The sequence below is a fragment of the Sinorhizobium sp. genome (genome assembly GCF_059070375.1).
This window is the reverse complement of record NZ_JCACWC010000003.1, coordinates 967,364-986,510: the sequence shown is the minus strand read 5'-3', so window position 1 is coordinate 986,510 and position 19,147 is coordinate 967,364. Positions and strand designations below refer to the sequence as shown.

At 62.2% G+C, this 19,147-nt stretch carries 20 protein-coding genes; 6 read left to right on the top strand and 14 right to left on the bottom strand.

Annotation, left to right across the window (positions count from 1 at the left end):
* The first annotated feature begins 11 nt into the window (after positions 1–11).
* From AC5J09_RS16730 to AC5J09_RS16720, 3 genes are all read left to right on the top strand, one after another.
* Positions 12–1,313 carry a M16 family metallopeptidase gene (locus tag AC5J09_RS16730; protein WP_127711663.1) on the top strand — a complete coding sequence of 434 codons (1,302 nt, stop codon included), beginning with the start codon at positions 12–14 and terminating at the stop codon, positions 1,311–1,313.
* Between the two features lie 270 nt (positions 1,314–1,583).
* The gene (locus tag AC5J09_RS16725) at positions 1,584–2,195 is read left to right on the top strand and encodes a GNAT family N-acetyltransferase (protein ID WP_494298044.1); all 612 of its coding nucleotides are present in this window, start codon (positions 1,584–1,586) and stop codon (positions 2,193–2,195) included.
* The gene (locus tag AC5J09_RS16720; RefSeq protein ID WP_324763057.1) at positions 2,195–5,107 is read left to right on the top strand and encodes an EAL domain-containing protein; all 2,913 of its coding nucleotides are present in this window, start codon (positions 2,195–2,197) and stop codon (positions 5,105–5,107) included. The genes AC5J09_RS16725 and AC5J09_RS16720 overlap by 1 nt, the downstream gene beginning before the upstream one ends.
* Before the next feature lie 145 nt (positions 5,108–5,252).
* On the opposite strand, the gene AC5J09_RS16715 is transcribed toward AC5J09_RS16720, so the two are convergent.
* A complete protein-coding gene (locus AC5J09_RS16715; protein WP_018094455.1) occupies positions 5,253–5,858 on the bottom strand; it encodes a YqgE/AlgH family protein in 606 nt (201 codons plus the stop codon).
* Positions 5,859–6,061: 203 nt separating this feature from the next.
* On the opposite strand from AC5J09_RS16715, the gene AC5J09_RS16710 reads away from it, so the two are divergent.
* Both AC5J09_RS16710 and AC5J09_RS16705 read left to right on the top strand, forming a co-directional pair.
* Entirely contained in the window at positions 6,062–6,889 is an 828-nt protein-coding gene (locus AC5J09_RS16710) for a protein-disulfide reductase DsbD domain-containing protein (RefSeq protein WP_494298043.1), read from the top strand.
* Positions 6,890–6,944: 55 nt separating this feature from the next.
* Positions 6,945–7,430, top strand: coding sequence for a peroxiredoxin (locus AC5J09_RS16705; protein ID WP_018094453.1), 486 nt, complete (start codon positions 6,945–6,947; stop codon positions 7,428–7,430).
* Between the two features lie 208 nt (positions 7,431–7,638).
* Here AC5J09_RS16705 and rnhA read toward each other — a convergent pair whose 3' ends face one another.
* From rnhA to coxB, 12 genes are all read right to left on the bottom strand, one after another.
* The gene (gene rnhA / locus AC5J09_RS16700; protein WP_018094452.1) at positions 7,639–8,100 is read right to left on the bottom strand and encodes a ribonuclease HI; all 462 of its coding nucleotides are present in this window, start codon (positions 8,098–8,100) and stop codon (positions 7,639–7,641) included.
* Positions 8,097–9,077: a homoserine kinase gene (locus AC5J09_RS16695; RefSeq protein WP_100669153.1), complete on the bottom strand. Its 981-nt coding sequence runs from the start codon at positions 9,075–9,077 to the stop codon at positions 8,097–8,099. Before AC5J09_RS16695 ends, rnhA begins: the two co-directional genes overlap by 4 nt.
* Before the next feature lie 154 nt (positions 9,078–9,231).
* A complete protein-coding gene (gene ispH, locus AC5J09_RS16690) occupies positions 9,232–10,242 on the bottom strand; it encodes a 4-hydroxy-3-methylbut-2-enyl diphosphate reductase (RefSeq protein WP_127711675.1) in 1,011 nt (336 codons plus the stop codon).
* Positions 10,243–10,334: 92 nt separating this feature from the next.
* Positions 10,335–11,102 carry an SURF1 family protein gene (locus AC5J09_RS16685; protein ID WP_494298042.1) on the bottom strand — a complete coding sequence of 256 codons (768 nt, stop codon included), beginning with the start codon at positions 11,100–11,102 and terminating at the stop codon, positions 10,335–10,337.
* On the bottom strand, positions 11,071–11,454 hold the full coding sequence (locus AC5J09_RS16680; protein WP_100669155.1) for a DUF983 domain-containing protein: 384 nt from the start codon (positions 11,452–11,454) through the stop codon (positions 11,071–11,073). The genes AC5J09_RS16685 and AC5J09_RS16680 overlap by 32 nt, the downstream gene beginning before the upstream one ends.
* Entirely contained in the window at positions 11,451–11,552 is a 102-nt protein-coding gene (locus tag AC5J09_RS16675; protein WP_234819171.1) for a L,D-transpeptidase, read from the bottom strand. Before AC5J09_RS16675 ends, AC5J09_RS16680 begins: the two co-directional genes overlap by 4 nt.
* A gap of 97 nt (positions 11,553–11,649) precedes the next feature.
* Positions 11,650–12,528: a cytochrome c oxidase subunit 3 gene (locus tag AC5J09_RS16670; protein WP_494298918.1), complete on the bottom strand. Its 879-nt coding sequence runs from the start codon at positions 12,526–12,528 to the stop codon at positions 11,650–11,652.
* Between the two features lie 61 nt (positions 12,529–12,589).
* Positions 12,590–13,186: a cytochrome c oxidase assembly protein gene (locus tag AC5J09_RS16665; RefSeq protein ID WP_324763053.1), complete on the bottom strand. Its 597-nt coding sequence runs from the start codon at positions 13,184–13,186 to the stop codon at positions 12,590–12,592.
* Positions 13,187–13,197: 11 nt separating this feature from the next.
* A complete protein-coding gene (locus tag AC5J09_RS16660) occupies positions 13,198–13,338 on the bottom strand; it encodes a cytochrome c oxidase system small membrane protein (RefSeq protein ID WP_010968907.1) in 141 nt (46 codons plus the stop codon).
* Positions 13,338–14,288: a heme o synthase gene (locus AC5J09_RS16655; protein WP_437408402.1), complete on the bottom strand. Its 951-nt coding sequence runs from the start codon at positions 14,286–14,288 to the stop codon at positions 13,338–13,340. Before AC5J09_RS16655 ends, AC5J09_RS16660 begins: the two co-directional genes overlap by 1 nt.
* Positions 14,289–14,386: 98 nt before the next feature.
* Complete coding sequence (ctaD, locus tag AC5J09_RS16650; RefSeq protein ID WP_494298041.1) at positions 14,387–16,075, bottom strand: cytochrome c oxidase subunit I; 1,689 nt, start codon at positions 16,073–16,075, stop codon at positions 14,387–14,389.
* 19 nt (positions 16,076–16,094) lie between these two features.
* The gene (gene coxB, locus AC5J09_RS16645; RefSeq protein WP_100669161.1) at positions 16,095–16,979 is read right to left on the bottom strand and encodes a cytochrome c oxidase subunit II; all 885 of its coding nucleotides are present in this window, start codon (positions 16,977–16,979) and stop codon (positions 16,095–16,097) included.
* Between the two features lie 400 nt (positions 16,980–17,379).
* On the opposite strand from coxB, the gene AC5J09_RS16640 reads away from it, so the two are divergent.
* Positions 17,380–17,910 (top strand): invasion associated locus B family protein, encoded by a 531-nt coding sequence (locus AC5J09_RS16640; protein ID WP_026168549.1) that lies wholly within the window; start codon positions 17,380–17,382, stop codon positions 17,908–17,910.
* A 69-nt stretch (positions 17,911–17,979) separates the two neighbouring features.
* Here AC5J09_RS16640 and ribB read toward each other — a convergent pair whose 3' ends face one another.
* Positions 17,980–19,080, bottom strand: coding sequence for a 3,4-dihydroxy-2-butanone-4-phosphate synthase (gene ribB, locus AC5J09_RS16635; protein ID WP_494298040.1), 1,101 nt, complete (start codon positions 19,078–19,080; stop codon positions 17,980–17,982).
* Positions 19,081–19,147 lie beyond the last annotated feature (67 nt).

Genomic DNA, 19,147 nt, shown 5'->3' with positions numbered 1-19,147 from the left:
AAAGATCACGGATGATGAAAGTTGAGTGCACCCGGCTCCCTTCCGGGCTGACGGTGGTTACCGAGCGAATGCCGCATCTGGAAAGCGTGGCGCTCGGAGTCTGGATCAAGTCCGGTTCGCGCAACGAAACCGTGAATGAACACGGAATTGCGCATCTCCTGGAGCACATGGCTTTCAAGGGCACGAGGCGGCGCAGCGCCCGCCAGATCGCCGAGGAAATCGAGAATGTGGGCGGCGAGGTCAACGCCGCCACCTCGACCGAAACGACTTCCTACTATGCCCGCGTGCTCAAGGACCATCTGCCGCTGGCGGTCGATATCCTCGCCGACATTCTGACGGAATCGACCTTCGAGGCGGACGAGCTCCGTCGCGAGAAGCAGGTCATCCTGCAGGAGATCGGCGCGGCGGACGACACGCCGGACGACGTCGTCTTCGATCGCTTCGCCGAGACCGCCTATCGCGGCCAGACGGTCGGCAGGCCGATCCTCGGCACGCCGGAAACGGTGATGTCCTTCAGCGCGGATCAGATCCGCCAGTATCTCGGCCGCAACTATACGACCGACCGCACCTTCATCGTTGCCGCCGGCGCCGTCGATCACGACACCATCGTGCGCCAGGTGGAGGAGCGTTTCGCCTCCCTGCCCGCCGAACCCGTTTGCGCTCCCGTCATCGAGACCGCGCGCTACACCGGCGGCGACAGCCGCGAGAGCCGCGACCTGATGGACGCGCAGGTTCTGCTCGGCTTCGAAGGCAAGGCCTATCACGCGCGTGATTTCTATTGTTCGCAGATCCTTGCCAACATCCTCGGCGGCGGCATGTCTTCCCGCCTGTTCCAGGAAGTGCGCGAACACAGAGGCCTCTGTTATTCGGTCTACGCCTTCCATTGGGGCTTTTCCGATACCGGCATCTTCGGCGTACATGCGGCAACGGGCGGAGAAAACCTGCCGGAATTGATGCCGGTGATCGTCGATGAATTGCGCAAGTCGTCCTTGAGCATCGATCAGCAGGAGATCGAGCGTGCCCGCGCACAGATCCGGGCGCAATTGCTGATGGGCCAGGAAAGCCCGGCCGCGCGTGCGGGACAAATCGCACGGCAGATGATGCTGTACGGCCGGCCCATTCCTAATGAGGAACTGATGGAACGCCTGTCGGGCATCACCATCGAGCGCCTCACCGACCTGGCCGGCCGCCTGTTCTTCGACACGGTTCCGACGTTGTCGGCCATCGGGCCGCTCGGGCAGCTCGCTCCCCTGAACGACATATTGTCCTCGCTGACCGCGAAGGCGGACGCGATTCATGCTGCGGCGAGCTGACCGGTCGTTGCCGGTCGCATGCCTTCCTTCAACGTCCTCGTTTTCCTTGTACAATTCTTAAAATCGGATTCGATTTGGGCGTAAACTTGTGCAACGTTTCGCATTGAGACAGTGCCCTGAAGCGCGTCGCGTTCGATCGGACTCACCCGACGCGCATTAGGGCATTGTTCTCGTGCAGGTCGTCCCAACCGCCGCATATTGTCTGGGCGACATGCATTCGGTTCGACCGAACTGCGGCGGCGCCGACGCGGTATTGGCCTGGAGGCATAGATGACAAGATCGGTTTTTCGGTTCCTTTCGCGGCAGCCGGATACGGTCGAGATCGCCAGCCAGCATTACCTGCTCCGCCTCCCCCGCTACTCCGACTACCGGCAATGGTATCGGTTGCGCAGCGAAAGCCGCGCCTTCCTGGAGCCGTGGGAGCCTACCTGGCGCGCCGACGAAATGACCGAAGGCGCCTTTCGCAGCCGCGTCAATCGCAACGAGCAGGAATTTGCGTCCGGTCAGGCCGTACCGCTCTTCCTCTTCCACAGGCCGGACGAAACGCTGCTTGGCGGTCTCACCATCGGCCATATCCGCCGCGGTGCTGCGCAGAACTGCATGATCGGCTACTGGATGGGCCAGAAACATGCCGGACAGGGTCATATGTACGAGGCCTTGAAGCTGACGATCCCCTACATCTTCACAGGGCTCGAGTTGCACCGTATCGAAGCAGCCTGTATTCCAGAAAACGCTCGGAGCATCCGGCTCCTTGAAAAGGCCGGCTTTGAGCGTGAAGGCTATTTGAGACAATATTTGAAGATAAACGGGCAGTGGCGAGACCATTTGATGTTTTCGCTCCTCTCCGTCGATGCCGTACCCAACAGGAATTTGCCCCTTTGATGCCCCTGACCCGTAAGCCGCTCGCATGGCCAGCCGCAAGGCTGGCGGCGTTTCTGGTCGCACTCGTCGTTTTCGCCCTTGGTCTTGGCGGCGGCGTTGCGCATGCGCTCGAGCCGGTGAAGATCTCGCGCGAGGACACGGCGCTCGACCTTACCGCCACGACGGAGATCTACAGCGGCAGAGGCGATGCCTTTCAGGTTTCGACCGCCCCCGGCACGGACGGCATCGTCAGACGCATCGAAGTGCGTTCCAGCACGGAAAACCACCAGGGCGACTGGGCCGTGTTCGCGCTCGCGAATGTATCTGAAGAGCAGCTCGAACGCGTTATCGTCGCACCGCATTTCCGGCTCGTGAATTCGAAGCTCTTCTGGCCCGACCTCGGCTCGCAGCGAATACTCTCGATCACGCCGAGCGAGGGTTTTGCGCTGGACCGGCAACCGAGCGAAGAAGCGGATGTCTTCCGGATCACGCTCAATCCGGGTGCGGTCATCACTTTCGTTGCCGAACTCACCACGCCGGAGCTGCCACAGATCTATCTTTGGCAGCCGGACGCCTACAAGGATACCGTCAACGCCTTCACCCTGTATCGCGGTATCGTGCTCGGCATCGCCGGGCTGCTCGCGGTGTTCCTGACGATCCTTTTTGTCGTCAAGGGCACGTCGATGCTGCCGGCCACCGCCGCGCTCGCCTGGGCCGTGCTTGCCTATATCTGCGTCGATTTCGGCTTCCTTTCGAAGCTCATCACCGTGACTGCCGACGACGAGCGCATATGGCGAGCGGGCACGGAGGTGTTCCTCGCAGCCGGTCTCGTGGTCTTCCTGTTCACCTATCTCAATCTCAATCGCTGGCATCAGCATCTCGGCTACGCGACGCTCGCATGGATTCTCGGCCTCGGGCTGCTCTTCGGCGTCGCCGTCTACGATCCGGCGATCGCCTCCGGCATCGCCCGCCTGTCCTTCGCGCTGACGGCAACCGTCGGCATCGTGCTGATCGCCTATCTGGGCTTCAACCGTTATGATCGCGCGATCCTTCTCGTTCCCGCCTGGCTGTTGATCCTTGTGTGGCTGTTCGGCGCCTGGCTCGCGGTGACCGGTCAACTCGCCAACGACATCGTGCAGCCGGCACTCGGCGGCGGCCTCGTACTCATCGTGCTTCTGATCGGCTTCACCGTCATGCAGCACGCCTTTTCCGGCGGGGCCTATCAGCTCGGCCTGTTCTCCGATCTCGAGCGCCAGGCGCTGGCACTCACGGGATCAGGCGATACCGTCTGGGACTGGGACGTGGCGCGCGACCGGGTCGTTACCATTCCCGATATCTCGCACCAACTCGGGCTTTCGCTCGGAACGATGAATGGGCCGGTGCGCAATTGGGTGCCGCGGCTGCACCCCGACGACCGCGACCGTTTCCGCGCAACGCTCGACGTCCTGCTCGAGCATCGCCGCGGGCGGCTCAACCACGAATTCCGCGTGCGCGCCGAGGATGGCCATTATCATTGGCTCTCGATCCGGGCGCGCCCGGTGCTCGGCGCCAATGGCGAAATCATCCGATGCGTCGGAACCATCAACGACATCACCGAACAGCGCAATTCGGTCGAACGGCTCCTGCACAACGCGCTTCTGGACAATCTGACCGGCCTGCCGAACAGACAGGTCTTTCTCGATCGCCTGCAGGCGATCCTCCTGATGGGCGACGGCAGCAACTCGATACGCCCGACCGTGCTTGCCATCGATATCGACCGCTACAAGCAGGTCAACGACATGCTGGGGATCGCCGCCGGCGACAACGTCCTCATCGCGCTGACGCGCCGCCTGCGCAGGCTTCTGCGCCCGCAGGACACCCTCGCGCGTCTCGGTGGCGACCAGTTCGGCTTGATCCTCATGTCCGAACGCGATCCGCCCAAGATCGCCGACTTCGCCGATGCGGTCAGCAAGGCGATCATGGTCCCGCTCAACTACGGAAATCGGGAGATCAACCTGACCGCTTCGATCGGCCTCGTCTCATGGCTCGATCAGGAGCAGAGCGCTGCTGGACTGCTCGACGATGCCGAGCTTGCGATGTTCCGCGCCAAGAAGGCGGGCGGCAACCGGGTCGAACCGTTCCGTCCGGCTTTCCGGACCTCCGGCTCGGACCGCCTACAGCTCGAAGCCGACCTGAAACGCGCCATGGAACGCAAGGAGCTTTCCCTCGTATACCAGCCCATCGTCCGCCTCAGCGATGCCGAAATCGCCGGCTTCGAAGCGCTCATGCGCTGGGAGCATCCGAAGCGCGGAAATATTTCACCGACTGAATTCATCCCCATTGCGGAGAATTCCGACCTGATAAACCAGCTGGGTCTGTTCGCCTTCGACAAGGCCACGAGCGATCTTGCCGAGTGGCAGGCGCAGACCGGCGACCTGCCGATCTTCATCTCGATCAACCTGTCGAGCGCGCAGCTTCTGAACAACGAACTCTATGACGACATGCGCGCGATTCTCAGCAAGAGCCGCTGCGATCCGGCGCAGATCAAAATGGAACTGACGGAATCGCTTGTCATGGAGAACCCCGAGCAGGCCAGGCTCGTGCTTGAAAAGCTCCGCGAAGCCGGGCTGCGGCTGGCGCTCGACGATTTCGGCACCGGCCACTCGTCGCTCTCCTATCTCACCCGCTTCCCTTTCGACACGATCAAGATCGACAAGGCGCTGGTCCGCGATCCAAGCGACAAGCGCGCGGTCATCCTGCGCTCGGTGATCACGATGGCGCGCGAGCTCGACATGCGGGTGGTCGCGGAGGGAATCGAATCCGAGGAGGATGCGATCCAGCTCGCGCAGATGGGCTGCGACTACGGTCAGAGCTTCCTGTTCGGTCCGCCGGTGGGATCGGAATCGATCCTGAGGCTCCTGAAGGAGCGATTTCCGCTGATGAAGCGGGCGTGAGGCATCTGCCCCCTGATGGCCCATTGGGCGAAGGGACAAGCGGCACGCTCCTCCTGCTGCTGGCTTGAGAGATGATCGAGCGACTGCCGCTTGCCGCTTCCCCCCGCCTGCGGGGAGAAGGTGCCGACAGGCGAATGAGGGGCAATCAAGCGTGGCCTGAGTCCGTCGAGAGCATCGCCGGGCTGACACCCATCAGGGCCAGCGCTCTGTCGTACTTCTCGTCGAGGTCCCGGCTGAAGATCAGCTCCTCCTGCGCAGGGCAGGTCAGCCAGCCGTTCTGGGTGATTTCGGCCTCCAGCTGGCCTGGGCCCCATCCCGCATAGCCGAGCAGCATGGTGGCCTTGAGAGGTCCCTCGCCGCGGGAGATCGCCCTGACGATGTCGAGCGTCGCCGTCAGGCAGATGTCGTCACTGACGGGAATGCTGGAGTCGCTCAGATAATCGTCCGAATGCAACACGAAGCCGCGCCCGGTCTCGACGGGGCCTCCGGCCTGGATCTGGAACTCGCGCGTAGCCGACGGCAGGCGGATGGCCTCATCCGGGTCCAGAAGCTGCAGGTGCAGCAGAACATCCGGGAAGGTCAGGCGCTGCGGACGATTCAGAATGAAACCCATCGCCCCGTCTTCCGAATGGGCGCAGACGAAGATGACCGTCCGGGCGAAATTGGTGTCGAACATGCCGGGCATGGCGATCAGGAATTGACCGTCAAGGAAGCCACGTTCGCGTATCGTATTCAGCACGTTTTTCGCCATGATGATGATAGCCTATCAATTCGCGACGAAATGAAAAGCGCTTCTACGTGGCGTTCGCCGATATTTGCGCCCACGCAAGCGACACCCTGTCCATGCTCTCGCCTTGCCGATCAAGCAATTATGATCGCAGCGGCATATCGGGACCGCTGGAGGCCAAGGGCGAAACGCGATACAGCTTGGCCATGACCCGACGCTCGACCCCAATGAAGATGGCCCAGCGCATCGCAACGGCAAGCCTTCTCCTCGCTTTTTTTCTGCCTGCCCAGTCCTATGGAGCCGCCAGCGAATGGGTGACCTCGCCCGGCGGCGCTTTCCGCATTGTCGCTTCGCACCCGAACCCGGATGGTATCATTCCCGCCATTCTTGAAGTTCGACTGAACCCCGGCTGGAAGACCTATTGGCGCGATCCCGGCGCAAGCGGCATACCACCACAAGTGACCATCGATCCCTCCGGCGGCGTCTCGCTGCGGTCGATCCGCTTTCCAGTGCCGAAGACGTTCGGCGAAGGGCCCGGGCGCTACACCGGATATGACGCGCCGGTGGCTTTCCCGCTGATCCTCAGTAAGACCGGCAACGGCGGCGACGTCACCATCCGCGCCTCCGTCTTCCTCGGCATCTGCGAAGATATCTGCATCCCCGTGCAGGGCGATGTGACGCTTGCGCTCAAAAGCGGCGAGTTCGACAATCCGCTCGACGGTGCGCGCATCGAGAAGGCGCTCTCCGCGCTGCCGGAACAGCCATCCGAGAACTTCAGGGTGGTCACCTCGAAATTCGATGCGTCCGCCGGCAAGCTACGGATTGAGTTCGTGTTGCCGCCGGATGCGGCTGCCGGGTCAGCCGATCTCTTTCTCGCCGGACCGTCGGGCGTCTTTTTCGGCGCGCCGGTTTTTCACGATGCGCAGGGCGCCGAGCGCCGGGCCGACATTCCGGTGAAGCTCTCCGGCAAGGACAAGAACGTCGCGGGAAAGCCGATCACGCTCACCCTGCGCGCGGGCAGCCGCAGCATGGAAACGACGCTTGCCTTTGATTGAGCCGACCCTATAGTCCTGCGACACACCGCTGCTGCATAGAAACGAGGAGATACCAGTGACCATTGCCGTCGGAGACAAGCTGCCCAACGCCACCTTCAAGGAGAAGACCGCAGACGGCCCGGTCGAGGTAACGACAGAGCAGCTCTTCAAGGGCAAACGCGTGGTCCTTTTCGCGGTGCCGGGTGCTTTTACCCCGACCTGCTCGCTCAACCACCTGCCCGGCTATCTGGAAAATCGCGACGCCATACTTGCGCGCGGCGTCGACGATATCGCCGTGGTTGCGGTCAACGACCTGCATGTGATGGGCGCCTGGGCGACCCACTCCGGCGGCATGGGCAAGATCCATTTCCTCTCGGACTGGAATGCCGCCTTTACCAAGGCGATCGGGATGGAGATCGATCTTTCGGCCGGCACGCTCGGCATCCGCTCGAAACGCTATTCGATGCTGGTCGAAGACGGCGTCGTCAAGGCGCTGAACGTCGAGGAAAGCCCAGGACAGGCGACCGCTTCCGGTGCGGCCGCGATGCTTGAGCTGCTCTGATTCTGAAGGCGCACTGCAAGCATCTGCCCCTCATCCGGCCTGCCGGCCACCTTCTCCCCGCACGCGGGGCGAAGGGACAAGCGGCATGCCCCGAAGGTCCCGCTTCCCCGCCTGCGGGGAAGAGAGGACTGGACTAGTCCGGGTCGAGCCCTAGGAAGAGGGGCAGCCGCAAGTGAAATCACAGCCTCGCATTATATCCCATTCGAATTCACTTCACCGCGTCGGCGCGACGCGCTCTCTTGAACGGTTCCATGCCCTTGCGGGCGAGTTCGTCGGCGCGTTCGTTCTCCGGGTGACCGGCGTGGCCCTTCACCCAGTGCCAAGTCACGTTGTGACGATTCCTCGCCTCATCGAGCGCCTGCCACAACTCGCCGTTCTTTACCGGCTTCCGGTCGCCGGTTTTCCAGCCGTTGCGCTTCCAGCCGTGTATCCATTTGGAGATCCCGTCCATGACATATTTGCTGTCGGTATGGAGATCGACCTCGCAGGGCTGCCTGAGCGCGTTGAGGGCAGAGATCGCCGCAAGAAGCTCCATGCGGTTGTTCGTCGTCTCCGCCTCCCCGCCGGACAATTCCTTCTCCACGTCGCCGTAGCGCAGGACCGCGCCCCAACCGCCCGGTCCCGGATTTCCCGAGCACGCACCGTCGGTAAAGATGTCGACGTGCTTCATGCCGAGGCCTCTTCGCGTCTGAGGCCGTATTCGGCGCTCGAGACGATGGCGCGGTGGAAGCGGATCTTCGTCAGATATTCGAGCGGATCTTTCTTGACCACAAGCGCGCCCGGCGGCGTCGTCAGCCAGTCATAGAGGCGCGTCAGGAAGAAGCGGAGTGCGGATCCGCGCGCAAGCAGCGGCAGCGCCTCTACTTCTTCCGCCGTCAATCTCCGCACGCTCTCATAGCCGGAAAGCAGCGCCATGCCCTTGGTGATGTTGTAGGAGCCATCCTTCTCGAAGCACCAGGAGTTCAGGCAGATGGCGACGTCGTAGGCGAGGAAGTCGTTGCAGGCGAAGTAGAAATCTATAAGGCCGGAAAGGCGATCGCCGAGGAAAAACACGTTGTCCGGGAAGAGATCAGCGTGGATCACGCCTTTCGGCAGATCCTTCGGCCAATGCTCCTCGAGAAAGGCGAGCTCCGTCGCGATCTCGTCCTTGAGGCCGGCTTGAACCTCGTCGGCACGCGCTTCGGAGTTCCGCCATAGCGGTCGCCAGCCTTCGACGGAGAGCGCGTTGGGGCGCTTCAGGGCAAACCCCTCGCCTGCCTGGTGCATCGATGCGAGCGCCCGGCCGACTTCGCGGCAGTGCTGCGCCTCGGGCTTCCTCAGCCACATGCCTTCCAGAAACGAGATCACCGCCGCAGGTCTTCCGGAGAGCGTTCCGAGAAGCTTGCCGTCGGCGCGTGGAAGGGGCAGCGGGCAGGAAAGCCCCCGCTGGGCCAGGTGATGCATGAGGCCCAGGAAAAACGGCAGATCGTCGGCGTTTACCCGCTTCTCGTAAAGCGTGAGGATATAGGCTCCTTCCGTCGTGTGGAGAAGGAAGTTCGAATTCTCCACGCCTTCGGCGATCCCCTTGTAGGAGGTCAGCGATCCAACCTCGTAGGCGGCGAGGAAACGGATCAGCTCGTCTTCCGTGATATCGGTATAAACTGCCAAGGCGCGCTACTTTCCAGAGATGCGAATTGCGAGATATTAAGCGGCTAGAGCACTTCCAGGGAAAGGCGTGTAACGGTTTTCCGTCCGGAAGTGCGTTGGTTCAAATGGGGAGCATTTCAGTGTTTCCTTGAAACATCGACATGCTCTGGCCGAGCTACTCGCCGTTGACGAAGGCCATGTCGGCCCCCGTGAGTTCGACGTGCCGGAGCTCGCGGTTGACGAGAAAGTGCTCGTTTTCCTCCACCGTGTCGGCAAGCTCGACCGTGGCATCGTAGCGCTCGCGGAACGCTTCGATGATCTCGTTGACGATCACCTCCGGTGCGGAAGCACCCGCCGACAACCCGACCATCGAGATATCCCCCACCGTCGCCCAGTCGATTTCGGAGGCGCGCTGGACGAGAACGGCTTTCTTCGCCCCTGCCCTCAACGCAACTTCGACGAGGCGCTTCGAGTTCGATGAGTTGGGTGCGCCGACGACCAGGAAAAGGTCGCAGCCGGGCGCCGCCTGCTTCACCGCTTCCTGCCGGTTCGTGGTGGCATAGCAGATCGAATCGGCCGCAGGCGCCGTCAGGTTCGGAAAGCGCTCATGCAGCCGTTTGATGACGCCGGCGGTGTCGTCGACCGAGAGCGTCGTCTGCGTGACAAAACCGAGATTGTCAGGGTCCGGCGGCATATAGACCTCCGCATCCTCGACGGTCTCGACGAGGGAGACCGCCCCCTCCGGCAATTGTCCCATGGTGCCGATAACCTCCGGGTGTCCGGCATGGCCGATCAGCACGACGTGGCGTCCCATACGATGATGGCGCATCGCCTGCTTGTGCACCTTCGAGACGAGCGGACAGGTGGCGTCGAGATAGAAGAGATTGCGCGCGTCCGCATCGGCCGGAACGGATTTCGGCACTCCATGGGCGGAGAAGACCACGGGCTGCTCGCGGTGCTCGGGCGGGATCTCGTCGAGCTCCTCGACGAAAATCGCCCCCTTGGCTTCGAGCCCCTCCACGACGTAACGGTTATGCACGATCTCATGGCGGACATAGACCGGCGCGCCGAACTCCTTGAGCGCGAGCACCACGATCTGGATCGCCCGGTCGACGCCCGCGCAGAAGCCACGCGGCCCGCAGAGGCGGATGGTGATCGGGGTTTTTGCTGCTGCGGATGGGGCCATCATGAAAACGCCAGTGGAACGAACAAACCAGATGTCGGCATGCGCCATATATAGCGGCAACGACCGGGCACACAAGGAAGAACCGGCGCGCCCTATCGCCTGCGCCGATAGACGTAGATGCCGCTGACGGCGACGAGGGCGGCTGCAAGGCCGTACCAGGTCAGCGCATATTGCAGGTGATTGTTCGGCAGATCGAACTGGGTCACGCCGCCGATCGGAAGGCCGCCGGGATTTTCCGATGCATCGGCATCGATAAAGAAGGAAACGACGCGATCGGATGCGATGCCGGCAGAGTCCGCCATCGCATCGAGGTCCTTCCAGTAGAAGATGTTCTTGGCGGCGTCGTTGTCCGGTACCAGCGACGACGGCTTTCCGGAAAGCTTCGGCCGCGCCAGGCCGTCGATCGCCACGCTTCCGGCGGTCTGCCCTTCGGCCCGCGTGGAGGCGTCCTTCTTTTCGAAGGGGACGAAGCCGCGGTTCACGAAAATCGCCCGGCCATCGGCCAGCATGAGAGGCGTGAAGACGTAGAAGCCGGTACGGCCTTCATGGGTGGCGAAGAAATGGCGCTCCTTGCCGTGGTCGTACACGCCGGACACATGCACCGTCCGGTAGTCGATGTCTTCGCCGGCCGCGGCCATGGCCTCGATCTTGTCGAGCGAGACGGCCGGCGCCGAACGCCGCTCGGCAATTGCACCGATCAGCGCCTCCTTCCAATGCAGCCGTTGCATCTGCCAGGTACCGAGCGACACGAGGACGGCGAAAGCGGCGAGCACCAGGAGAACGCCCGCCAGACGGCCGGCGCGGCTGTGCGGGGCCGGCATGCGCTCGTCAACCACGGTCGATTTCACCCGGGCGTGCATTGTTTCGGTATTGCAGATTGATGAGCACGCCCTTCAGCAGGCGCGTCAGCGCCAGGCTCAAGATGGTTGCAAGCGGTATCCACAGGAGGAAATGCAGCCAGAGCGGCGGGTTGACATTGATCTCCATCCAGAGCGCCGCGCCGACGACGACGAAGCCGACGATCAGGATGACGAAGACGACCGGGCCATCGCCGGAGTCCGCGAAACCATAATCGAGCTCGCAACTGCTGCAAGCCGGCCGAACCTTCAGCAGGCCGTCGAAGAGCTTTCCCTGGCCGCAGCGGGGGCAAAGACCCTTGATTCCCGTCATCACGGGATCGACGGGCGGGTAGAGCGCCTTGTCTTCGTTCATGGCGTGGTCACGATCGCGGTATTGTCGGGAACCATGTCCCGGATTTCGTCCATCTCGGCATTGGTAACGGCAATGCAGCCATTCGTCCAATCGAACATCTGCGTCAAAAACGCCGGCCAACCGAAATAGCCATATGTTCAAACGAAACGGGGCGACCTCTCAGCCGCCCCCGTCATCAACAAAGCAAAAACGGCATCAGCCGTGGGCGATCGGCGCGCCCCAGCCACCCCAGATGTAGATGGAGAAGAAGAGGAACAGCCAGACGACGTCGACGAAATGCCAGTACCAGGCCGCCGCTTCGAAGCCGAAGTGGTGCTTCGGCGTGAAGTCGCCCCGCAGGGCGCGCAGCAGGCAGACGAGCAGGAAGATCGTGCCGACCAGCACGTGGAACCCGTGGAAGCCGGTCGCCATGAAGAAGGTCGCACCGTAGATCGAATCCTTGAACGCGAACGGCGCGTGCGCATATTCGTAGCCCTGCACGTAGGAGAAGAGAACGCCGAGCAGGACCGTGAGCGTCAGGCCGTAGACGAGGCCCTTGCGGTCGTTGTGCAGCAGCGCATGGTGCGCCCAGGTCGCCGTCGTGCCGGAGAGCAGCAGGATGACGGTGTTGTAGAGCGGCAGGTGCCAGGGATCGAGGACCTCGATGCCCTTGGGCGGCCAGACGCCGCCGGTGAACTCGGCGCGCGCGGTCTGGATCGCTTCGCCGGGAAAGAGGCTGGCGTCGAAGAATGCCCAGAACCAGGCAGCGAAGAACATCACCTCGGAAGCGATGAACATGATCATGCCGTAGCGCAGGTGCAGCGACACGACGCGGGTATGGTGGCCCTCATGCGCTTCCTTGATGGTGTCCGACCACCAGCCGAACATGGTATAAAGGATCAGCGCCAGACCGATGAAGAAGACCCACGGGTTGGCGAACTCAAGCCCGAACAACTTGAACGAGCCGCCGGAGAGATAGCGCATGTAGCCGACGCCGCCGAAGGCCATGACGAAGGCTCCGATGGAGGCAAGCAGCGGCCACGGGCTCGGGTCGATGATGTGATAGTCGTGTTGCTTCTGATGCGCTCCGGCCATGTCGATAACCCCCGATAGTCCTCTCTTGTCGCCGCCCGGCATAGCCGAAACGGCGCGCATGTCAAAGTTTGTTTTCTGCCTTCGCCTTCACTTGCGCGACCGGCTTGGAGGGTTCGCGCGGATAGAAGGTGTAGGACAGCGTCAAAGTCTTGATGCCCTTCGTCTCGACCGGCTTGACGATCTCCGGATCGACGAAGAAGACGACCGGCATCTCCATTTCCTCGCCCGGTTGAAGCGTCGTCTCGGTGAAGCAGAAGCATTGCACCTTGTTGAAATAGGCACCGGCCGCCATCGGCGTCACGTTGAACGTCGCCTGGCCCGTCGTCGGCGTGGAAGCCAGGTTCTTCGCACGGTACATGATCTGCACCGTCTCGCCGATCCTGATGTCGATATCCCGCTGAACCGGGACGAACTCCCAGGGCAGTCCGGCGGCGACATTGGCGTCGAACGTTACCTTGACCTTCTCGTCGAGGATGAGGTCGGATGCCTGCTCGACCCGCTGCGTCGTGCCGTTGTAGCCCGTGACGCGGCAGAACATGTCGTAGAGCGGAACGGCGGCATAGGCCATGCCGATCATGCCGGCCACAAATGCAAGGCACGTGCCGACGATCATGCCGTTCGAGCGTTCCTTCCGATCTGCCTGTCCATTCTCCGCCATGCGCAACGCCTTCAATTCACCATGCCGCCGCCGACCTTGACCAGCGTGACGACGTAGAAAATCGCGACCAGGGCCGCCAGCACGATACCGAGCGCGATGTTGCGGCCGCGGCGAGACTTCTTCTGAGCCTCGTTGAGTTCGACGGTTTCCATCAGACAATACCTCCAAGCCAGATCCGGGCGATCGCGTAATCGACCAGAAGCGCCGAGAATATCGCGAAAAGATAGGCGATCGAGAATGCGAAGAGCTTCTTCGCCGGTACCATGCGCTTGTCGCCTTCGGGCATGCGCAGCACACCCAGCGAATACCAGACGAAGCCGAGCCCCATGGCCGTGGCAAAGGCTCCATAGCCGAGGCTCGCGAAGCCGAGCAAGGTGGGACAGACGCCGCTGATCGCGGTGAGCACGGCATAGATGACGATCTGCCGCTTGGTCGTCGCCTGGCCGCAGACATTCGGCATCATCGGCACGCCGACGGCGCCGTAATCGCCCATCTTGAAGAGAGCCAGGGCCCAGAAATGCGCCGGCGTCCAGAGAAAGATGATGAGGAAGAGCACGATGCTCTCGACCGACACGCCGCCGGTCACGCAGGCCCAGCCTATCATCGGGGGGAAGGCCCCGGCGGCTCCGCCGATGACGATGTTCTGCGGCGTCGAGCGCTTCAGCCACATCGTATAGATGGCCACGTAGAAGAAGATCGTGAAGGCGAGCAACCCGGCTGCGAGCCAGTGAACGGCGAGCCCGAGGATGATCACCGAGAATGCCGACAGGGTCAGCCCGAAGGCAAGCGCCTCCTGCGGCAAAATCTTGCCGGCCGGAATCGGACGCTTGGCCGTGCGGCTCATCACCGCGTCGATATCCGCGTCGTACCACATGTTCAGCGCACCGGAAGCGCCGGCTCCGATGGCGATGCAGAGAATGGCGGTGAAGCCGATGAACGGATTGATATGACCGGGGGCAAGGACGAGCCCGGCGAATGCGGTGAAGACGACGAGAGACATGACGCGCGGCTTCAGGAGCTCGAAATAATCGCGCGCAGAGGCCTCGGAAAGTCGCGGTGCGCCTTCCATGCCAACTACCTCGTGATTGTCGATGACCGTCATGTCCATACCTTGAACTTGCTGCGGCAAAAACAGCCGCGTCACGCCGGTATCCCGGCGGGGAGAAGCCGCCGAAACCGGCGGCTTCTGTTCGTTACCCGTCACTTGATCCGCGGGAGCTGCTCCCACTGGTGGAACGGCGGCGGCGAAGACAGCTGCCATTCCAGGGTGTTGGCGCCTTCGCCCCAGGGGTTATCCCCCGCAACGCGCTTCTTGGCGAAAGCTTCGGCGACACAGAAGAGGAAGATCAGCACGCCGACCGCCGCGATGTAGGAGCCGTAGGACGAAACCATGTTCCAGCCGGCAAAGGCGTCCGGATAGTCGATGTAACGGCGCGGCATGCCTGCGAGCCCGAGGAAGTGCTGCGGGAAGAAGATCAGGTTCACGCCGACGAACATCACCCAGAAATGCAGCTTGCCCAGAAACTCCGAGTACATGTAGCCGGTCATCTTCGGGAACCAGTAGTACCAGGCCGCGAAGATGGCGAAGACGGCGCCGAGCGACAGCACGTAGTGGAAGTGCGCCACCACGTAATAGGTGTCGTGCAGCGCACGGTCGAGGCCGGCATTGGCGAGCTGAACGCCCGTCACGCCGCCGACGGTGAACAGGAAGATGAAGCCGATCGCCCAGACCATCGGTGTCGCGAAGCGGATCGAGCCACCCCACATCGTCGCGATCCAGGAGAAGATCTTCACACCCGTCGGCACAGCGATGACCATCGTCGCGAAGACGAAGTAGCGCTGCGTCTGGAGCGACATGCCGACCGTGTACATGTGGTGCGCCCACACGATGAAGCCGACGGCGCCGATCGCGACCATGGCGTAGGCCATGCCGAGATAACCGAAGATCGGCTTGCGCGAGAAGGTCGAGATGATGTGGCTGACGATGCCGAAGCCCGGCAGAATCAGAATGTACACTTCCGGGTGACCGAAGAACCAGAACAGGTGCTGGAACAGGATCGGGTCACCGCCGCCTTCCGGCGCGAAGAAGGTCGTGCCGAAGTTGCGGTCCGTCAGCAGCATGGTGATCGCGCCTGCGAGAACCGGCAGCGAGAGCAGGAGCAGGAAGGCGGTGATCAGAACCGACCAGGCAAAGAGCGGCATCTTGTGCAGCGTCATGCCCGGAGCGCGCATGTTGAGGATGGTGGTGATGAAGTTGATCGCGCCGAGGATCGACGAGGCGCCGGCAATGTGCAGGCCGAGGATCGCGAGATCCATCGCGGGCCCTGGCATGCCGGATGTCGAGAATGGCGGATAGATCGTCCAGCCGCCGCCCGCGCCATAGGCGCCTGCAGGGCCTTCGACGAACATCGAAAGGAGCACCAGCAGGAAGGCCGGCACGATCAGCCAGAACGAAATGTTGTTCATGCGCGGGAACGCCATGTCCGGCGCACCGATCATGATCGGCACCATCCAGTTGGCAAAGCCGCCGATCAGCGCCGGCATGACCATGAAGAAGATCATGATCAGCGCGTGAGCGGTCGTGAAGACGTTGAACATGTGTTTGCCGCCGTCGATGGCAGCATCACCCTCGAAATCATAGACCATCTGGGCCAGACCGTGGAAGATCTGGATGCCCGGCTCCTGCAGTTCGGCGCGCATGAAGACCGACAGCGTACCGCCGATAATGCCGGCGATGATCGCGAAGATCAGGTAGAGCGTACCGATGTCCTTGTGGTTGGTCGACAGGAACCAGCGCTGAAAGAAGGTCAGCGGCTTGTGCGCGTGGTCCGCATGGCCATGATCGGAATGATCATGGCGTTGATCGTGATGAACGGCTGTTCCAGCCATGGTCAAGCTCCACTTCCGATTACTGTGCGGCGTTGTCGGCGACGTCAACGGCCTTGGCCGCGCCGTCTACGGACGCCATGAGCGCCTTGTTCGCTTCGCCGACATTGGTTGCGGCGGCGGCGAGCCAGGCGTCGTATTTATCCTGCGCAACAACGCGGACGGCGATCGGCATATAGGCGTGATCCTTGCCGCAGAGCTCGGAACACTGGCCGTAATAGAGACCTTCGCGATCGGCCTTGAACCAGGTTTCATTGAGGCGGCCGGGAACCGCGTCGATCTTGACGCCGAAAGCCGGCATGGCGAAGGCATGAATCACGTCGGCAGCCGTGACGAGCAGGCGAACGGTCTTGCCGACCGGCACGACGACTTCGTTGTCGACGGCGAGAAGACGCGGATACTGCGCCTTATCCTCCTTGCCGAGGCCCGCACGATCCTCGTCCTTCAGAAGCAGGCTATCGAAGGAGAGCGGGCTTTCGCCGACTTCATATTCATAGGACCAGTACCACTGGTTGCCGGTCGCCTTGACCGTGAGGTCCGGATTTTCCGGAGGCGTGAGCTGCGCGGTCAAAAGCTGGAATGACGGAATCGCAAGGAAAAGCAGCACGATGACCGGGCCGACCGTCCAGATGACTTCGATCAGCGTATTGTGGCTGGTCCTCGACGGAACAGGATTGGCACTCTCGCGGAATTTGACGACCACGATGACCAGCAGCAGGAGAACGAAAAGTGTGATCGGAATGATGAACCACAGGGTATAGTGTTCAAACCACGTGATTTCTTCCATGATGCCCGTAGCAGCCGCCTGAAAGTTCGTCTGCCAGTCGACAGGCTTGTCAGCAAAGGCGCTCGAAGCAAAAAGCAGACAGGCAAGCGCTGCCAGAACTGCATAGGCCTTGTTTTTCACAATTACGTCTCCCCAATGCGCTTGATCAGGATCAAACCCGGAACGCAGAATCCCTGCGATACTGAAGCGCTTCAAACCACAGTTTGACCAGCGCCGCAACATCTGTCCAAGCAACCTCGTGCGGCATTTTTGCACAAAGCGGAAGTTTTCGCACAGGAGACCTCGCAACCGGTCGAAAGCCCTCCCACGCACCGGCGCCCGCGCGCGGGCCGGTATTCGCCGCCCCATTTGCGGGCAGCCACGCTCATCGGCGGAGAGAAGGCGGCCCTCGCCAGGCCTATTTCGTGCCGGGAGGGCCCAATTTCGGCCATATGACACTGGAATGTAACGACCAGGGCTTTTCATTTATCCTCGCGCGCTTCAAGAATAGCCCTAATGATTCGAGGTTTTTGAGGTTTACATGGGCCTGTCCCTCTTCTCCCGGCTGCCCGCCCTGGCCGCGCTCGCAATTGCCGCCTTCGCACTCCCCGCAGCAGGCTTGGCCCAGCAATCCAACGCAACGCCGGGCACGGTGAAGTCAAACCACGGCGCGTGGTCGATCGTCTGCGACCAGCCGGCGGGCGCCTCGGCCGAACAGTGCGCGCTGATGCAGAACGTCATCGCCGAAGACAGGCCGGAAGTCGGCCTCTCGGTCGTCGTGCTCAAGACCGCCGACCGCAAGGCGAAAATCCTTCGGGTGCTTGCGCCGCTCGGCGTGCTCCTGCCGAACGGCCTCGGCCTCAATGTCGACGGCAAGGACATCGGCCGCGCCTATTTCGTGCGCTGCTTCTCCGACGGCTGCTACGCCGAGGTCGTGCTCGAAGACGAACTCCTCAAGACCTTCCGCGCCGGCGCGACGGCGACCTTCATCGTTTTCCAGTCGCCCGAGGAAGGCATCGGCATCCCCGTCGACCTCAAGGGCTTCGACGAAGGCTACGACGCCCTGCCGTAACGGCAGCTTTCTTTAAAGGCGAGGAAGCCGCGTCCGGTGACGCGGCTTTTATTTCGGGCTCTTCCGGATTTACAGAATCTCGGTCGCCGCGATCTTGATGCCGAAGCCCTCCAGGCCGACATAATGCCGCTCGCGCGACGAAAGAAGGCGAATGGAGGTGATGCCGAGGTCTTTCAGGATCTGCGCGCCGAGGCCGATCTCCAGCCACTCGCTTTCGCGCTCCTGTGCCTCCGGGTGGGCTTCCCTCTCGTGCTTGCCCTTTCGCGCGGTCTGCGAAATTCCGACCCCCACCGAGCCCTCTCGCAGATAGACGATGACGCCCCTCCCCTCAGCGGCGATGCGCTTCATGATCTCGTCGATCTGGCGGCCGCGGCCGAAGACGTCGGCTCCGACGTTCTCGAGGTGGAGACGCACGGGAATGTCGACGCCGTCGCGAATGTCTCCGAAAACCACGGCCAGGTGCTGCATCGTATCCCAGGGCAGCGAATAGGTGTGGCCCTTGGCCTTGCCGTAGGGCGTGTCCATCTCGAAGGAATGGCCCTGCTCGATCAAGGTCTCCTTGCGCTGGCGATAGGCAATGAGATCGGCCACGGAGACCTGCTTCAGGCCATGCGTTTCGGCAAAGGCTTCGACCTGCGGTCCACGCGTGACAGTGCCGTCATCGTTGACGAGTTCGCAGATGACGCCGATCGGCGGCAGGCTCGCGAGCCTGCAGAGATCGACGGCGGCCTCGGTATGGCCGGAGCGCATCAACACGCCGCCTTCGCGCGCCACGAGAGGGAATATGTGGCCGGGCCGGACGAAATCCGTCGGCCCGACATTCGGATTGGCGAGGTTTCTGACCGTCAGCGTACGATCGTCGGCGGAAATGCCGGTCGTGGTCCCGTGCTTGAAGTCGACCGACACCGTGAAGGCAGTGGTGTGGGCGGAGTCGTTCTCCGCAACCATCGCATTGAGGTTGAGGCGTTTTGCCTCCTCGCGCGGCATCGGCGCGCAGACGATGCCGGACGTATGGCGCACGATGAACGCCATCTTCTCAGGCGTGCAGTGCACTGCCGCAACGATCAGGTCGCCCTCATTCTCGCGGCCGCCGTCGTCGGTGACGACGACGATCTCGCCTGCTTCGAAGGCGCGAATGGCTTCGACGACGCGCTTCTGGTCGTAGGACATGTCTTGTCTCCGCGAATATCCTGTTTGGTGCAATTCCAGACGGAAAACCGCTGCGCACCTTTTCCTG

Bases quoted from the DNA above. Each gene is read 5' to 3' on its own strand.
- AC5J09_RS16730 (WP_127711663.1), top strand. From the start codon at position 12: ATGATGAAAGTTGAGTGCACCCGGCTCCCTTCCGGGCTGACGGTGGTT.
- AC5J09_RS16640 (WP_026168549.1), top strand. From the start codon at position 17,380: ATGGGCCTGTCCCTCTTCTCCCGGCTGCCCGCCCTGGCCGCGCTCGCA.
- AC5J09_RS16710 (WP_494298043.1), top strand. From the start codon at position 6,062: ATGAAGATGGCCCAGCGCATCGCAACGGCAAGCCTTCTCCTCGCTTTT.
- AC5J09_RS16715 (WP_018094455.1), bottom strand. From the start codon at position 5,858: ATGGCGAAAAACGTGCTGAATACGATACGCGAACGTGGCTTCCTTGAC.
- AC5J09_RS16675 (WP_234819171.1), bottom strand. From the start codon at position 11,552: ATGTTCGATTGGACGAATGGCTGCATTGCCGTTACCAATGCCGAGATG.
- AC5J09_RS16655 (WP_437408402.1), bottom strand. From the start codon at position 14,288: ATGACGGTCATCGACAATCACGAGGTAGTTGGCATGGAAGGCGCACCG.
- ispH (WP_127711675.1), bottom strand. From the start codon at position 10,242: ATGGCCCCATCCGCAGCAGCAAAAACCCCGATCACCATCCGCCTCTGC.
- AC5J09_RS16720 (WP_324763057.1), top strand. From the start codon at position 2,195: ATGCCCCTGACCCGTAAGCCGCTCGCATGGCCAGCCGCAAGGCTGGCG.
- AC5J09_RS16660 (WP_010968907.1), bottom strand. From the start codon at position 13,338: ATGGAAACCGTCGAACTCAACGAGGCTCAGAAGAAGTCTCGCCGCGGC.
- AC5J09_RS16680 (WP_100669155.1), bottom strand. From the start codon at position 11,454: ATGAACGAAGACAAGGCGCTCTACCCGCCCGTCGATCCCGTGATGACG.
- rnhA (WP_018094452.1), bottom strand. From the start codon at position 8,100: ATGAAGCACGTCGACATCTTTACCGACGGTGCGTGCTCGGGAAATCCG.
- AC5J09_RS16725 (WP_494298044.1), top strand. From the start codon at position 1,584: ATGACAAGATCGGTTTTTCGGTTCCTTTCGCGGCAGCCGGATACGGTC.
- ctaD (WP_494298041.1), bottom strand. From the start codon at position 16,075: ATGGCTGGAACAGCCGTTCATCACGATCAACGCCATGATCATTCCGAT.
- AC5J09_RS16665 (WP_324763053.1), bottom strand. From the start codon at position 13,186: ATGGCGGAGAATGGACAGGCAGATCGGAAGGAACGCTCGAACGGCATG.
- ribB (WP_494298040.1), bottom strand. From the start codon at position 19,080: ATGTCCTACGACCAGAAGCGCGTCGTCGAAGCCATTCGCGCCTTCGAA.
- AC5J09_RS16685 (WP_494298042.1), bottom strand. From the start codon at position 11,102: ATGCACGCCCGGGTGAAATCGACCGTGGTTGACGAGCGCATGCCGGCC.
- AC5J09_RS16670 (WP_494298918.1), bottom strand. From the start codon at position 12,528: ATGGCCGGAGCGCATCAGAAGCAACACGACTATCACATCATCGACCCG.